This is a genomic window from Lewinella sp. JB7, from assembly GCF_024297185.1.
GTDB lineage: Bacteria > Bacteroidota > Bacteroidia > Chitinophagales > Saprospiraceae > Neolewinella.
In genome coordinates, this window is sequence record NZ_JANCTD010000003.1 from 142,170 (window position 1) to 158,059 (window position 15,890).

General features: G+C 61.4%; 13 protein-coding genes. 6 read left to right on the forward strand and 7 right to left on the reverse strand.

What is annotated here, in order from left to right:
• The first annotated feature begins 6 nt into the window (after positions 1 to 6).
• The 5 genes from NMA52_RS19100 to NMA52_RS06770 all read left to right on the forward strand — a co-directional run bounded on the left by NMA52_RS19100 (position 7) and on the right by NMA52_RS06770 (position 6,235).
• Complete coding sequence (locus NMA52_RS19100) at positions 7 to 1,773, forward strand: hypothetical protein (protein WP_254826892.1); 1,767 nt, start codon at positions 7 to 9, stop codon at positions 1,771 to 1,773.
• Between the two features lie 12 nt (positions 1,774 to 1,785).
• A complete protein-coding gene (gene galE / locus NMA52_RS06755; RefSeq protein WP_254826893.1) occupies positions 1,786 to 2,802 on the forward strand; it encodes a UDP-glucose 4-epimerase GalE in 1,017 nt (338 codons plus the stop codon).
• Between the two features lie 3 nt (positions 2,803 to 2,805).
• A complete protein-coding gene (locus tag NMA52_RS06760; RefSeq protein ID WP_254826894.1) occupies positions 2,806 to 3,567 on the forward strand; it encodes an MBL fold metallo-hydrolase in 762 nt (253 codons plus the stop codon).
• 69 nt (positions 3,568 to 3,636) lie between these two features.
• On the forward strand, positions 3,637 to 5,457 hold the full coding sequence (locus tag NMA52_RS06765) for an OstA-like protein (protein ID WP_254826895.1): 1,821 nt from the start codon (positions 3,637 to 3,639) through the stop codon (positions 5,455 to 5,457).
• Between the two features lie 13 nt (positions 5,458 to 5,470).
• Complete coding sequence (locus tag NMA52_RS06770) at positions 5,471 to 6,235, forward strand: SH3 domain-containing protein (protein ID WP_254826896.1); 765 nt, start codon at positions 5,471 to 5,473, stop codon at positions 6,233 to 6,235.
• A 34-nt stretch (positions 6,236 to 6,269) separates the two neighbouring features.
• Here the strand turns inward: NMA52_RS06770 and NMA52_RS06775 are convergent, their stop codons facing one another.
• Genes NMA52_RS06775 through NMA52_RS06785 form a run of 3 tightly spaced genes read right to left on the reverse strand, consistent with a single transcriptional unit; the run spans position 6,270 to position 8,013 of the window.
• A complete protein-coding gene (locus NMA52_RS06775) occupies positions 6,270 to 6,479 on the reverse strand; it encodes an AtpZ/AtpI family protein (protein WP_254826897.1) in 210 nt (69 codons plus the stop codon).
• Positions 6,463 to 6,939 (reverse strand): polymer-forming cytoskeletal protein, encoded by a 477-nt coding sequence (locus NMA52_RS06780; protein WP_254826898.1) that lies wholly within the window; start codon positions 6,937 to 6,939, stop codon positions 6,463 to 6,465. Before NMA52_RS06780 ends, NMA52_RS06775 begins: the two co-directional genes overlap by 17 nt.
• Positions 6,940 to 6,966: 27 nt before the next feature.
• A complete protein-coding gene (locus tag NMA52_RS06785; protein WP_254826899.1) occupies positions 6,967 to 8,013 on the reverse strand; it encodes a PorP/SprF family type IX secretion system membrane protein in 1,047 nt (348 codons plus the stop codon).
• A 345-nt stretch (positions 8,014 to 8,358) separates the two neighbouring features.
• Here NMA52_RS06785 and NMA52_RS06790 point away from each other — a divergent pair, with 345 nt between their 5' ends.
• The gene (locus NMA52_RS06790) at positions 8,359 to 9,249 is read left to right on the forward strand and encodes a bile acid:sodium symporter family protein (RefSeq protein ID WP_254826900.1); all 891 of its coding nucleotides are present in this window, start codon (positions 8,359 to 8,361) and stop codon (positions 9,247 to 9,249) included.
• Here the strand turns inward: NMA52_RS06790 and NMA52_RS06795 are convergent.
• From NMA52_RS06795 to alaS, 4 genes are all read right to left on the reverse strand, one after another.
• The gene (locus NMA52_RS06795; RefSeq protein ID WP_254826901.1) at positions 9,236 to 11,983 is read right to left on the reverse strand and encodes a gliding motility-associated C-terminal domain-containing protein; all 2,748 of its coding nucleotides are present in this window, start codon (positions 11,981 to 11,983) and stop codon (positions 9,236 to 9,238) included. The two genes, NMA52_RS06790 and NMA52_RS06795, sit on opposite strands and share 14 nt — an antisense overlap.
• Before the next feature lie 140 nt (positions 11,984 to 12,123).
• Positions 12,124 to 12,420 (reverse strand): SCP2 sterol-binding domain-containing protein, encoded by a 297-nt coding sequence (locus NMA52_RS06800; RefSeq protein ID WP_254826902.1) that lies wholly within the window; start codon positions 12,418 to 12,420, stop codon positions 12,124 to 12,126.
• Positions 12,421 to 12,448: 28 nt separating this feature from the next.
• A complete protein-coding gene (locus NMA52_RS06805; RefSeq protein ID WP_254826903.1) occupies positions 12,449 to 13,195 on the reverse strand; it encodes a methyltransferase domain-containing protein in 747 nt (248 codons plus the stop codon).
• Positions 13,196 to 15,838, reverse strand: coding sequence for an alanine--tRNA ligase (gene alaS / locus NMA52_RS06810; RefSeq protein WP_254826904.1), 2,643 nt, complete (start codon positions 15,836 to 15,838; stop codon positions 13,196 to 13,198). It lies immediately after the preceding gene.
• Positions 15,839 to 15,890: the final 52 nt, after the last annotated feature.

The following is a 15,890-nucleotide window of genomic DNA, read 5'->3' on the forward strand; positions in this document are numbered from 1 at the left end:
GCGGTCGTGAATACCCCCCAATCGTACTATACCGACCTGGCGCGTACCCAAAGGGCGCTGGCCGAAAGTCGGCAACGACGCTACGATCGCCTCGCGGTGGTCCGCCTCCTGCTGTTCGTGGCGATCGTGGGAGGGCTTATCCTGGCGTGGTCGACGGCCTTCTGGGTGGGGGCCGCCGCGACGGTGCTGTGTATCGCCCTGCTTGCGGCGGGGGTGCGCTACCACCGGCGGATTGGAGCGGAGGCGGCGGGCGCGCGGGTGCAAAGTCAACTGGCGGAAGCGGAGTTATCCGGCATCGCCCACCGATTCGATCAGTGGCCCGACGGACGGGAGTTCAGCTCCCCGCAACACCCCTACGCCGGCGATCTGGATATCTTCGGTCCCCACTCCCTCTACCAGTACGTAAATCGCACGGTGACCGCCCTCGGTGCGCGTCGGCTAGCGGATCAGCTCCTCACGCCCGCGCCCCACGCGGAAGCGGAGGCCCGGCGGCGGGCGGGACGGGCCCTGGCCGGCCGACCCGACTGGTGCATTCAGTTCCGTACCCTGGGGCACGAACTGCACGACGATCCCGCCTACGCACGCCGGCTGCTGGAATGGATAGATCGGCCCGCGGCGGTCACCGGCACCTATGCCCGGGTCATGCGGTTCGCGGCCCCCGCACTTAGTGTGGTCGGTATCTGGTTCTGCCTGACCCAACAGCCGTGGCAGTTGGGATTGCTTTTTTTTCTGCCCGCCTTCCTGCTTCTTCGTCGCTACGCGGGAACCGCCGCGACGGAGCATGCCTATACGGCCCAGGCCGGTCGCCTGCTGAAGGGCTACGAGCGGCTGTTCCGTCACCTCGAGACTCCGGAGGGCAGGGCCGCGGCGGACGCGACCGGACGCTTGTCGTTCTACGTAAGTCAGCTGGACGTTCGCTACAATCCGTTCGTATTTCTGCTGGAAATTACGGGCCTGTGGAGCGTGCAGTGGTTGTCCCGGCTCGACCGCTGGCGGGCTGCCTACCGCGAAGAGCTCCCGCACTGGCTCGACACCCTTGCCGAAAACGATGCCCGCGTAAGTTGGGCCACCCTCCGATTCAACCATCCGGGATGGACGGAAGCCGAATTGACCGACGAGCAAGTACTCGAAGGAACCGAGCTCGCACACCCCCTCCTGCCACCCGCCGGGAGGGTTACCAATGATATCGGCATCGCCACCGACGGGCACATACATCTGGTCACGGGAAGCAACATGGCCGGCAAATCGACCTGGCTGCGCACCGTGGGGATCAACATCGTGCTTGCCCGTGCCGGTGGCCCCGTATGTGCACGGCACCTGCGCACCGCCGCCCTACAGGTATGGACCTCCATGCGGACGCACGACGACCTCAGTGAGAGCACCTCCAGTTTTTACGCCGAGCTTAAACGACTCAAGGCGATCATCGAAGCGGTCACCGACCCCGGGCAGCAGGTATTCTTTCTGCTCGACGAGATCCTGAAGGGAACCAACAGCCGCGACCGGCACACCGGCGCCCGCGCCCTGATCCGGCAACTGATCCGTGAACGGGGAGCCGGCATCATTGCCACTCACGACCTCGAACTCGCCGCGCTGGAGAACGAAGCAGGCAGCCGCGTGGAAAATTACGCGATGGAAGTACAGACCCGGGACGGGGAGTTGGTGTTCGACTATAAGCTTCACCGGGGGGTAAGCCGTAGCTTTAACGCCACCGCGCTGATGGCCCGCATGGGCATCGACATCGATCCGGAAGACATCAAATTAACCCATGACTAACGCACCTACGACATGAGTAAAGGAAAAATATTAGTGACCGGCGGTACCGGCTACATCGGAAGCCATACCGTGGTCGACCTCATTGAAAACGGGTTCGAGGTGGTCAGTGCCGATAATTACCACAACAGTAAGGCCAGCGTGCTCGACGGCATCGAAGCCATCACCGGCGTGCGGGTCGTCAACCATACCATCGATCTGGCCGACCCCGTAGCCACTACCAAACTGTTCGAACACCACACCTTCGACGGAGCCATACACTTCGCCGCCTACAAGGCCGTGGGCGAAAGCGTAGATAAGCCCCTGGAGTACTTCCGTAACAACCTGAACAGCCTCATCAACGTGATCGACGGTCTGCGCAAACAGGGTCGCCGGAATCTCGTGTTTTCCTCCAGCTGCTCGGTGTACGGGAACGCCGACGAGCTGCCCGTTACTGAAAGCACCCCCCGGAAGGAGGCCGAAAGCCCCTACGCCCGCACCAAGCAGGTCGGTGAGGATATTCTGTCTGATTTCTGCGCCCGCCACCCGGATTTTTCCGCCATCCTGCTGCGCTACTTCAATCCGGCCGGCGCCCACCCCAGCGGCAAAATCGGGGAGGATGCTTCCAACCCCGCCAGCAACCTCGTCCCCGTCATCACCGAAGTCGGCGCCGGTAAGCGGGACAAGATGACGGTCTTCGGCAGCGACTACGACACGCGCGACGGCAGCTGCGTTAGGGATTACGTGCACGTCTCCGACCTGGCCCACGCCCATACCCTGGCCCTGGAATACCTCATCGACGGGAAATCGTCGGAAAATCCGGCACTGTTCAACCTCGGCATCGGCGAAGGCCTCACGGTCCTGGAGGTGATCGACGCATTCGAAAAGGTGAGTGGGCGCAAACTGAATTATGACATCGGCCCGCGACGCCCCGGTGACGTGATCGCCGTATACGCAGACCGGACCAAGGCCACCCGCGAATTAGGCTGGCAACCCCGCTACGACGTCGACGACATCATGCGGACCGCCTGGACCTGGGAGGAGAAACGCTAACGGATGTACCTGCATCTCCTGGGTACGGCCACTTCACAGGGCGTACCGGTCATCGGTTGCCGCTGCGTGGCGTGTACGTCTACCGACCCCCGCGACCAGAGGCTGCGGACCGCGGCCATGCTCTGCGTCGGCGACGCCCGCCTGGCCATCGACGCCGGTCCGGACTTCCGGGCGCAGATGCTCGCCACCGGCACCGACCGCCTGGACGGGATCCTGCTCACCCACGAGCACAACGATCACACCGCCGGGATAGACGACGTACGCCCGTTCTGCTTCATGCAACGGATCGATATGCCCGTCTACTGTCTCCCCCGGGTCGCCACCGAGCTGCGGGAACGCTTCGCCTACGCCTTTACCGATTACCCCGGCGTACCCAAACTGGACGTGCGGGAAATGACTTTCGGGGACCAACTTCGCGTTGACGGGCTTAGTGTCGAACTCCTGCGGGTAGACCACGGAAAACTGCCCATCTTCGGGTTTCGCGCCGGCGACCTGGCCTACCTGACGGACGTTAAGCGGCTTCCGGAAGCTACCCTCGACCGACTGCAAAACCTAGGCACTCTGGTGATCTCCTGCCTGAACTACCACGGCACGCACAGCCATTTATCCGTCGACGAGGCGCTCGACTACATCGCCCGGATCGCTCCCCGCCGGGCCGTGCTGTTCCACCTGAGCCATCGTCTGGGACCGCATGCGGACTTCGCCGCCCGGCTCCCCGACGGGGTGGAACTTGGCTTCGACGGCATGAAGTTAACGCTCCGTTAAAGGCTCACCGACCAACCGCGGTCCGGTGGTGGCCCCACGTTAGGGAACGGATTATCTTTGCGCCCGCTTATGCTCCACCGCCTGTTGTTCCTCTTCCTGCCCTTGTGCGTGCTACCGGTGGTCGGTTGGAGCCAGCAGGCCCCGCCCTCCGAGAAACAGGTGGTAAGTATCGATCACGCCAACGAGTTGCGAATGCTGCAGCGGGGCGGCGTTCAGCGCCTGATCGGGGAAGTCGAACTGAGTCAGGACAGCATCTTTATGTACTGTGACAGCGCCGAACTCGTCAGCGAAGTACAGCTGTACGCCTACGACAACGTCACCATACAGCAGGGCGACAGTATTGCCGCTTTCGCCGAGTACCTGGACTACAATGCGGAAACCTTACTCGCTAAACTCCGCGACCAAGTCGTGCTGAAGCGCGGGCGCACCGAACTGTTCACTGAGCGGCTGGATTACGATCTGGCCACGAAGCTGGCCACCTACCATACCGGGGGCCGGGTAACGAACGGCAGTACCGAGCTGAGCAGTACCCACGGATACTACTACGCGGACACGCGCAACGTCTACTTCCGGGACAGCGTGGTCGTGGTAGATGATCGCTTCGAGATGCGGGCCGATACCTTACGGTACGATCTGGCCAACGAACGGGTCTACTTTTTGGGCCCCACCGTTATCCGCAGCGATACCCACCGCATCTACTGTGAAAGCGGCTACTACGACGTGGCCCTCGACGAGGCCGTTTTTCGCACGAATGCCCAGTACCGTAGCGGGGAGCGACTCGCCGCAGCAGATTCCATACAGTACTTCGGCAAGCGGGAACTGTACGTCCTCCAGGGCGATGCCTACGTGGCGGAGGGTGACTTCCAGCGGGCAACCGCCGACCGGATCAACTACTTCCGCGCCGAGGACCGTTACCAGCTGGCCGGCCGCGCGACCGTCGTGGATTCCGTACAGACGGTTTCCGGCGACTCCATCGACTATTATGCGGTCACCGCTAGCTACGCCGTCTCGGGGGGGCGCCCCCGGGTGTCCAATCCACCCATGATCCTGGTGGCGGACCGCATGTATTCCGACGAGGAGACCGGACTCAGTCGGGCTACGGGTAACGTGGTGTGGGAGGATACGACGGCGAAGGTGAAGATCGAGGCCGCGCGGGCCGACTATGACCAGAACTCCGGCTACCTGAAGGCCTCGGGTGGCCGCGACGGGCGTGCCCTGCTCACTACCCTGCTTGACCGCGATACCATGTTTATGGCCGCGGATACGCTGCTGTCCGTCCGCTCGGATGAAGTAGACACCAACGGCGATACCGTCCGCTACCTGTCCGCCTACCCCGATGTGCGCATCCTGAAGAACGATCTGCAGGCCGTAGCCGACTCCCTCGGTTTCAATACGGTTGATTCTGTCCTGACGCTGTACCGGGACCCCGTCCTGTGGCAGGATACCAGTCAGTTAACCGCTGACACCATCGACCTATACCTCCGCAACAGCGCACCGGACCGGGTACACCTGCGACGCAATGCCCTGGTGGTCACTTCCCCGGACCTCATATTCTTTAATCAGGTCAAAGGGAAGGACATCGTCGCCCACTTCGACAGTAGTCAGCTGCGGCGGACCGAAGTGAAGGGAAACGCCGAGGCGATCTATTACGCCCAGGACGACGGAGGCGCTTACATCGGCGTGAATAAAACGGCGTGCAGCACGATGATCCTGTACTTCGCCGCGGGCGCCGTGGAGCGCATCAAATTCCTCAGCGCTCCCGCGGGCCGCTTAGACCCTATGGACGCCGTAGACCACGACGGCCTGCGCCTGGACGGCTTTCGGTGGGAGGAAGCGCGCCGCCCCCGTCGGTTCGCCGATCTCTTCTCGCGACTCCCCGAATTACAGTAATTACTTTTGCGTCATGCTGCGCACCTTCTTTTTCCTTTCCTCCCTGCTGGTGGGCTCCGTCCTCGGAACTCAGACTACCTATTCCCTGGAGGCGGCACAGGCGGAGTTAGCGGCGGATGATTACCTCCACGCCGCGGAAATTCTCGATAGCCTGGAACGTCGGGGGGAGGTGAACGCGGAGTTCTACCACGCGCTCGGCAACGCGCGCTTCGAATCCGGTCGCCTCGGTTCCGCTATTCTGGCCTACGAGCGGGGACTACGGTTGCGGCCCGGCAACGCGGACCTGCGAAATAATATCCGGTACGTGCGGGAAGAGGCGGGGCTGACCACGCCGGACGTTCCCGATTTTTTCCTGCTGCGGTGGTGGCGGCTGGCCGGCGCGGCCGTCGGCGTTACGGCGGCGTACCTGATCGGTCTGTTCTGCTGGTGGCTCGCGGTGGGGGGAGCCGTATGGTGGTATTTGCGACGCCGGCAGATGGAAGAAAAGAGACGATTCGCCCTGCTCCCCCTGTCCGTAGTCGCCGCTACCCTTGCTTTCCTTTTCATCATGCTCGGAAGGACGCGCAATGCATACCTACATCAGACCGACGAGGCCATTCTGACCGCTCCGGAGGGGGCGACCCTGCGGGTATCGCCCACCGCGGCGGGGTCCATGGAAGCGGAACTGGAAGCGGGGCATAAGGTGCGGATCACGGATGAAGTGAATCGCTTCGTCAAGGTTCAACTGGGGGATGGCCGTCAGGGCTACGTACTTCGCGAAAGTCTGGAAATTATTTAAGCGGGGGCCTTCCGTCCCGCCGCTGCCGCACCGGCTAAAGTAGGTCCTTAACGCTCACCCACAAGCCGCCGACCACGCCGATCAGACTCAGCAGAATAGTGATCCAGGGGTTGGTTCCGAGTTGTCCGTCGAGCCAGAGCCCGATAAAGATGCACACGCCGATCGTACCGATCAACTGGGCACCGATGCCCATGTACTTCGTCCAGGCACGGGCGTCGTGTTTAGGATCAGGAGGCGGGGGCACCGTTGAGTTGTTTGGCCTCGGCAACCGGGGGGGGCGGGGCGGTTTGCGTGACCGTTGCGGCGGAATCGATATTACCCGTTACTGTACAGGGACCCTCGATGGAGCAACCTTCTCCGGCCGTTAGGTTTGCCGTAGTGATGGTACCGGTGAGGCTGGCGGTCCCGGAAAGATGGAGGGTTTCCTTTACCAGCAGATCGCCGACGTGCCGGCCCTCGATCGACGCGTTGACGCATTCGATGTTACCGGTGACGGTGCCGCGGGGACCGATGATCAGGCGTGCGCCACAGATGACGTCACCCGTTACGGTGCCGTCGATGCGGATATCGCCGGCGGCCGTGAAGTTACCGTCGATGGTTGTGTGTTCGCCGATGGCATTGAACTCCGCGGGGGCGGCGGTTTCCGTTGTCTTGCCGGCACGCTCATCTACCGACGAGCGCTTGTTCCTTTTCCTTCCGAACATAGGCGGTGTTACGGTTATAACTGTCCACTAGAATTGTGGGCAATATACACCGCGCCGCTGGCTTCCGCAGATTTTGTACTGGAGGGAGAGTTCGAACCCTCCGTTGCCGTCGGTAGCTACCTTGAGATCGCTGGTATTGATGTCGTAGCTGAAGCCGAGGGCGAAGTTATCGTAGTCGAACCGGGTACTCAGGATGAGCGCATCGGTGAGTACGCTGCTGTCGAGGCGGTTGCTGATCCGGGTATACAGACCGACCTGAAAGGCCTGGCTGGCGGAGTTTCGTCCGCCGTCGAGGAGGAACTTGACGTTGGTACCGGCATTCACCTGAAAGCTCGGTCCCTGGCTCATCAGGATGACCCCGGGCACGAGTCCGATGCGATTGTTCATCATGAATTCACCGCCGGCGTGGGCGGTGTAACGGCTGTAGAGCAGATCCTCCCCGTCGTTGGAGAAGCTCTGGTTGGCCCGGTTGAGGTGGTGAAATGCACCGCCGACGTAGAGGCTGTTGTTTTCGTCGAAGACCATGAACCAGAGCAGGCCGCCCCCCAGATCGGCAAAGAGGAATTGGTCGCGGTCGAGTCCGTTCTCACCGCTCGGAGCGCCGGGGTCGAACCCGCCGTCACCGTCGTGCTGAGATCCCCACCGCAGTGCCAGGAAGTTGAGGCTGCGCTGAGCGGCGCCAAATTCGGCACCCGCCACCAGGTAATTGCCGAACTTCCGGCTGCCCCCCATCTTTTTGGAGTAGCTGACCGAAGCCTTGGCGGTAGTCGTGGCAAAATCCGCTTCACCGGCGCGGTCGCCCCAGAAGGTACCGCCGAAACCGAAAAAGTCGTTGCGCCCGACGGCCACCCGCTGGTCATAGCTGACGCTGTAGGTCTGGAAGGCATTATTGCCCAGCACGGAAGCCCACTGGCTACGGTAGTTGACCGCGATGCGGCTGTTACAGTTCATTACCCCCGTCATGGCCGGATTCAGGTTGAGGGGCGACATATAAAACTGCGAAAAGTGGATGTCCTGTGCCTGCAGGCTAACGCCGCAGAGGAGCAAAAACAGGAGGGTATGGACTAACTTCATAATCGGAGAGCGGCGGTTTAAGCTTTGTTGTGGAGAGACGAAAGGCCCAAGGGGGGCTGCGGACAAAATTACGTAGAGGGAACGGGTCGAAACCCTTGCAGCAATAACGACCTCCGCAACCCGCTTAGTCTATTGGGCAAAAAAAGACCGGTCGCGCAAGCGCAGCCGGTCCGGAAATAAACACCTAAAACCCTATTAATATCTTTAGGCTCCTGCCGAAGCCTGATTCTTTCGTCCCCGCCATCGGCTAAAACCAAATGTTGCAAGGAAGCCGACACAACTAATGTATCTAGCGTGCCACAAAAATAGCGGGAAAATTTCATATGGGAAAATGTCAACCCTAAAATGATCGACTACCTCATCACCGTCGTCCTGGCGTTGATCATGTTTTCCATCGGGCTAAGTCTCAAGACGATAGACTTTCGTCACCTGTTTATGACGCCTCGCATCCTTTCTTATGGATTGTTCCTACAATTAATGGTTCTACCTGCATTGGCGTTCGCCGTGACCGGCTTCCTGGATTTGCCGGCCGCTTTTTCTCTCGGCTTTTTAATTTTATCGGCCTGCCCGGGCGGTTTGTCCAGCAATTTTATCTCATTTTTACTACGCGCGAATACCGCCCTGGCCGTTAGTCTCACCATTTGCAACTCGGCCCTGGCGATGATTACCGTCCCGATCATCGTCAACTTAGCGGTGGATATTTATTATCCGGGGTCCCAGGCGGCGCACCTACCCATGCTGCCGACGGCCGCGCGGCTTTTCGCCATCGTACTTCTTCCGGTACTGGCGGGCATGATCGTTCGCTACGTTTACCCCCGCCCTTCGGAAGTATTGCAGCCCCACTTACGGAGACTGGCCATGGTGTTCCTGGCCCTCGTATTCACCCTCAAACTGCTCGCCCCCACCAGCCACGGCGGTGCCGCGCTGACCTGGACGGACGTCGGGCAGATCCTTCCCGTAGCGCTGTTGATCAACCTTCTGGCACTATCCACCGGTCGCCTGAGCGGCTGGCTTTTCGGTCTGAGTCGGGACAATCAGGTTACCCTGGGAATCGAAATCGGCATTCAGAACACGAGCCTTGCCTTTCTCATCGCCGGAAGTTTCCTGGGCAACGAGGAGGCCCTTAAACCGGCGCTCATTTACGCCATGTTCACCTTCTTCTCGGCCCTGGGCTACGGCCTGCTCCTCAAACCCGGTATGTACCGGCTGATTCGTCGGGAGCTTACCGGTTGGTGATCAGCTCCACGTAACCGCTGACCCGGGATTCGCTGACGACGATGCCCTCCAGGCGCCGTTCGTACACCTGCCCCACGTAGTAGTAGGTCCCGGAGGGAAGCGCATCGCCGTTCAGATTCGTCCCGGTCCAGTTGATGGCCGGGTCCTGGGTTTCGAAGACCAGTTGTCCCCAGCGATTGAAGATCTTCAGGTCCACCCGTTCAACGAAGCAAAGCGCGATGGGCTGAAAGGTCTCGTTCCGCCCGTCGCCGTTGGGCGTAAAGGCATTCGGTAATTCGTAGATGGGACAGTTCGTCACGCAGATGCGGTTACTGGGCGCGCTTTCGTTGCCGTTGCCGTCCACAGCGGTGACGGTGTAGCAGCCGACAATGCCGTCCGGAGGAGTATGGTCGAAGGTGAGCAGATCCGGCGTTTGAATTTCGGCGACGAGCGCGGGAGCGGAGCTGCTATCGGGAGCAAAGTAGACCCGGTATCCTCCGATATCGTCATCCCCGCAGACGTCAGCGGGTGATCGCCACCGCAGTATGTTGAACAGGTTTCCCGGAACCGTACAGTCAACGGCGCGGTCACACACGCTCTCTACCTCTAGTTCGGGCGCGCAGGGTGCCACGTTATCTTCCGGCGTAATGCAAATGATCTGGCTGCGATTCAGCAGCGGAGAGGGTATGTCGTCTATATTATAGCTGCCCAGCGCTCGCACGTAGTAACAGTACTCCAGACCATTCTCCAGTCCTTCGTCGCGGTAATTTCCCTCCGTCACGGTGGTGAGCAATTCGAAAGCGGGGTTCCCGGGGAGGGAGCGGTAAATTTCGTAGGTCAGATTCGTCCAGGGCACCACTTCCGTCCAGTTCAGGTCCACGGCGCGGTCGGTGGGCGCACCACCAAGCCGGACGGTGCTGGCGGGCTGCGCCTCCCCCACCGGTTCGTTTCGCCCGTCAACGAAAAGTTCGATACGGTAAGAATAGGCCAGTCCCTCGGTGTTCCGGTCGGTATCCGTAAAGCAGGTATCCACTTGTACGCCGAAGAAGGGCGTTTCGTAAGTCGCCACGGTGGTAAAGGCGGCGGGATCGACGGTCTGTCCTTCTGCGCGGCTGAGGACGTAGCGGTAGGGCCCTGGATTGCCGATCGTGTCGAGACTCACCGGATCGGGCAGGATCCAGCAAACGTCGATGCGGCCGTCGCTGGCACTGGTCTCGGTGATGTCGACTTTGGTTAGCAGGGGAATGTCGCGGGCCAATTGCACGCAGATCTCCTCGGAGGGAATGGATTCGATCTCCTCGAAGATCAGTCCGGTCGTCGCGGTACGGCGGGCCATAACGGCCAGTACCCGGTAGCAGTAGGTACGCCCCCGGATCACGTCATCGTCCTCGAAGAAGTACCGCCCGTCGGCGATGTCGGTGACCTCGGTGTCGGTGAGCTGCACGTAGCCCCTTCCGGAGAGCCCGGTTTCGCAAGTATCCGGTGCAAAATTATTACTTCCCTCCCGGCGCCAGACCGTGAAGCCGAGAAAGTCGGGATCCGGGCTGTCCTCACAGCGGTAAGGACTTGCCCAGGTGACGGTAATGCGTTCGTCCTCGACCGTGGCCTGAAGATCGGTCGGCGGCGGAGCCACGACCTTAATGGCCACCGTACGCAGGGTGGCTAGCCCGGAGGGGCGCGGATCGCCGTTATCGACCGCCCGCAGGACTACGAAGTATTCCTGGTTGCTGATGTCGGCGCAACTGGTTTGCCAGCGGAAGGTCTTACGGACCGGGTCGGGCTGAGGGCCCGTTGTTTCGGGCAAAAAGGTTGCCGGATTGTCCGCCAGACCGAAGGGTCGCCCGCTGGCGGTCAGGGTTACCAACTGGTCAGCGTCCGTAAGGGGGGCCGTGGCCACGACGTCAAATTCCACCAGTTCCCCGGCCACGACGCAGATTTCCTCCCGCGCGATGTCGATCACCGGCGGATCATTCGCGCAGTCATCCACGAAAACCTGCATATCGCGCACTACGGTATCCAGCGGAATGCCGTTGCGGAACGACTTAATGAGAAAGGCCAGGTTGTACTCGCCGGGTGCCGAGGGGGTGTCCCAGGTGATTTGTCCCGTACGCGGATCGATGACGAGGCTTCCCGTGGCACCGGCGACCATATTGGGTAGTACGTAGTTGGGGATCGGCGCGCGGGGGGCGAAGCTCGGTACCGTGAATTCGAAGGCCAGACTGTCACCGTCGATGTCGAACGCGCCGGGGTTGTGCGTCCAGACCGATCCGATGCAGGCGTTGTCGATGGGGTTCTGGGTGAGTTCGGGGGAGGAATTGCAGCCGTTCAGTATGGGGTTGACCAGCGTGAAGGAGGTGATCACGCTGAAGGGAATATTGACGGATCCCGGAATGTTCCGGACGTTCCGGACGCGGTTGACGTCCTGGAAACTCAGCACGTAGCGCCCGAAGGCCGAATAGCGGTGGCAGAGGGTGTACTCGTTCCGCTGAATACCGGGGGTTGAGGTCGGGATAATGGCCGTACGCCCGATCATCTGGGTGGTTCCGTCACCCCAGTCGAGCAGCAGGCTGTCGCGGTCCACGTCCGTCTGGGCCGTCTCCGTATAGGTAATAATGGTAGCACAGGCCCGCAACTGATCGTCGAGGTCACCACAGTCGCCGGCGGCCCGCACGATGATCTCCCCGGCCCGGTTGTGGGTCGCGGTAGCCAGCAGGGGCAACAGGGTGAATACGGCAAGTAGAAGTCGCAGACGCATGGGCCAGTTCGGTTGTTCAGGTTACGACAACGGAATGCCGCTACCGGAAGTAACGCATAATCGGGGAAATTGCTTGAAGCCGTGACCGGGGTAAACCCCGAATTGTCTTAGGGTACCCCAATCGGACAGGGAGGGGAGCGCTAGCTAAGCAGTCCCTGGAGCTTCATGGCCAGGCCCATGTCCCCCTTGATCTTCACCTTACCGCTCATCATGGCCATCATGGGATTGATCTTGCCGTTGCGCAATTGGTCCAGTACGTCAACCGTAGTCGTGACGGTCGTGTCGGCCTCCTTGTCTTCGTTGCTCACCTTGGCCTGGTCACCGGTCATATCGATGAAGATGACGCCTTCGTCCAGTTGGAGTTTGATGCTCTTGCCGAGATTGGGGGCATTGGCCGCGGCCTTGGTTACGCCATCGTTGAGTTCCTGAAAGGTCATGTGCTTGGATTTTGCGGCAAGGTAACCCTTACCGCTTGTTCCGGGTGCCAATAAAGTAAACTGCCGTAAATACCCGGAACACGGCGTCCACGGTTTGCGCACCCTCCGGAAGTGCCGCGTGCAGGGCGGACTCCACCCGGGAGGGCAGATCCGCCGCCCCGTAAGCGGACCGGAGAACGTCGCGGAGAGGTCGCTCGCTCAGCAGCAAATTGGCAAGCTCTCCCGGCCCCATGCTCACTTTCATCCGGCCGGATTGTGATTCCCGGTGACGCAGCACGGTGGGATGCAAATCGTCGAAGGTCACGGTATGATCGTAAGCGGGGACGTCCGTTGCCGGTGCCCGGATGCCCAGCAGACGTTCGGCGAGTTCCGCGGAGGGCGTCAGATAATCGTAAACGACCACTACCCCACCCGCTCGCCCCACCCGCTCCACTTCCCGCAGCAGCTGCGGGGATTTAGCGTAGAACAGCGACCCGGCGAAGGTGATCACGTCGAAACTTCCGGCGGGAAAGGGAAACCGGCGGCCGTCAAAGGGTAGATAGTCTATCCCGGCCGTGACCGGGGCCCGGGACAGCATCGCCTCACTCGGGTCGATACCGGTAACCCGGTCACAGTACGCCCTGAGGGCCCGGGTGGAGTGACCCGTACCGCAGCCGACATCGAGTCCGGCAGCGTACCGTCCCTGTAGGCAAGTCCGCAGTAGCGGTTCGTGCAGGGGCGGCCGGTAGGCCGCGTAGTGCCGGGCGGTACGGTCGTCGTAGTCCGAATCGGACACTTAGGAGGTTACCAGCTTGCCCATCATTTCCCGGGCGGCGGCCAGGGCCGCCGGAATGCCCTGGGGATCCTTACCCCCCGCGGTGGCGAAAAAGGGCTGCCCTCCCCCACCGCCGCGAATATGTTTGGCCAGTTCCCGAATCATGGCTCCCGCGTTCACCGCTCCCGCCTCCTTGCCCGCCAGACCCTTACTTACGGCCAGGGTCAGCAGGGCCTTTCCGTCAGATTCACTCGCCAGCAGTACGAAAGCGTTGTCGATCTCACCGGTCAGTTGAAAGGCCAGGTTTTTTACCGCGGCGGCGTCCGCCAGGTCGATTCGCCGCGCCAGGAAGTTGATCCCGCCCAGGGGCTCCATAGCCTCCTGCAGTTCGCCCTTGAGGTCTCCGGCCTGCTTGGCTTGCAGCTTTTCTACTTCCTTCTTCAGGGTCCGGTTCTCGTCCTGCAGGCTCGCTACGGCCGCCACGGGGTCGCCGGTGTTTTTGAGGCGTTCACGAACCCCCTGGAGCATTGCCAGCCGTTCGCTCACGAAGCTTTCCGCCCCCCGGGCGGTAACGGCTTCCATCCGCCGGATGCCGGCCGCCAGGGAGCTTTCACTGGTGATCTTGAAGAGGCCGAGCTCACCGGTGTGCTTCACGTGGGTACCCCCGCAGAGCTCCGAACTAAAGTCGGCGTCGAAGGTGATGATGCGTACCGTATCCCCGTACTTCTCGCCGAAGAGCATCATCGCGCCCGACTGCCGGGCTTCGGCAATGGGTACGTCGCGGCGTTCGGTCAGCGGGATGTTCTGGCGGATGCGGGCATTGACCATCCGCTCGATGGTTTCCAGTTGCTCGTCGCTGGGCCGCTCGAAGTGGCTGAAGTCAAAGCGCAGTTTTTCGGCCCGTACATCCTGTCCTTTCTGAACGGCGTGCTCCCCCAGGACTTCCCGCAGGGCGGCGTGCAGCAGGTGGGCGGCCGTATGATTGTTGCTGATGGCCAGGCGCAGCTCCGGATCCACGGCGGCGTACACGTCGGCATCCGGCTGGGCCGGCAGCTTATCGACCACGTGTACGGTGAGGTCGTTTTCCTTTACCGTGCCCAGCACTTTGATCGTTTCCTCCCCTACTCTGAGTGTACCGGTATCGCCGGCCTGTCCGCCACTCTCGCCGTAGAAGGGCGTGCGGTCGAGTACCAGTTCGTACTGCGGCTTGTCCTTCACCTTCACGGTGCGGTACTTGGTGATGCGGGCACCCGCGTCCGAAAGCACGTCGTAGCCGATAAACACCGAGGGCTCGTCGCTGATCACGGCCCAGTCGCCCACCTCCTTGGCGGCGTCGCGGCGGCTGCGCTCCTTTTGTTCCCGGAGGGCACGTTGGAATCCGGCCTCGTCCACGCTCAGTCCCCGTTCCTCGGCGAGCAGGCGGGTGAGGTCGATGGGAAATCCGAAGGTGTCGTAGAGTTCGAAGGCGTCCTGGCCGTCGATCGTTCCGTCCTGCGCCTGGAGGCCGGCGAAGCGGGTCAGGCCGTTTTCGAGGGTCTGCAGGAACGACTTTTCCTCGCTCTGAATGATGCGCGTAATTTGCTCCTGCTGGCGAGCCAGTTCCGGAAAGGCCTCCCCCATTTCGCGGACGAGCACGGGCATCAACTGGTACATAAAGGGTTCCTTCCGATCCAGGAAGGAGTAGGCGTAACGCACGGCCCGCCGGAGGATGCGCCGCACCACGTAACCGGCGCCGCCGCTGCCGGGTAGCTGTCCGTCGGCGATGGTAAAGGCTACGGCCCGCAGGTGGTCGGCTACGACGCGCATGGCCATATCGGCCTTGGCGTCGGCTGCGTAGCTGCCCCCGTAAGATCTTCCGCTGAGCCGCTCGATCTCCGCGATGAGGGGCGTGAAGACGTCCGTATCGTAGGTGGCGGTCTTTTCCTGCAGAATCATGCACAGCCGCTCGAAGCCCATGCCGGTATCGACGTGGCGCTCGGGCAGATTGACGAGACTACCGTCGGCGCGGCGGTTGAATTGGATGAATACATTATTCCAGATCTCCACGACGCCGCTGCCGTCGACGTTCACCAGCTCGCGGCCGGGCCGGGTGGCGCGTTCGTTTTCCGGGCGGGTATCGACGTGGATTTCGGTGCAGGGGCCGCAGGGACCGGTCTCCCCCATTTCCCAGAAGTTATCCTTCTTATTGCCGTAGAGGATACGGTCTTCGGGCAGGTAACGCAACCAGAAATTTCGGGCTTCGTCGTCGACGGGGATCCCCTCGTCCGGCGCTCCTTCAAAGACGGTGGCGTACAGCCGGTCGGGGGAGATACCGAGGCGGTCGGTGAGGAGTTCCCAGCTCCAGGCGATGGCCTCGTCCTTGAAGTAGTCGCCGAAGCTCCAGTTGCCCAGCATCTCGAACATGGTGTGGTGGGTGCCGTCGCGGCCTACGTCGTCGAGGTCGTTGTGTTTGCCGCTGACGCGCATGCACTTCTGGGTATCCGCTACCCGCCGGTTGGCGGGCACTTTGTCGCCGAGGAAAAAGTCCTTGAACTGGTTCATCCCGGCGTTGGTGAACATGAGGCTCGGGTCGTCCTTATTGACGATCGGCGCGGAGGGAACGAGCTTGTGGTTTTTCTCCCGGAAGAACTCCAAAAAGGCACGGCGGATTTCGGTAGCAGTCATCGCGCAAAGGTAGCATGAGCGGGGGGAGTATACCAGGGCGGGCGCGCGGGAG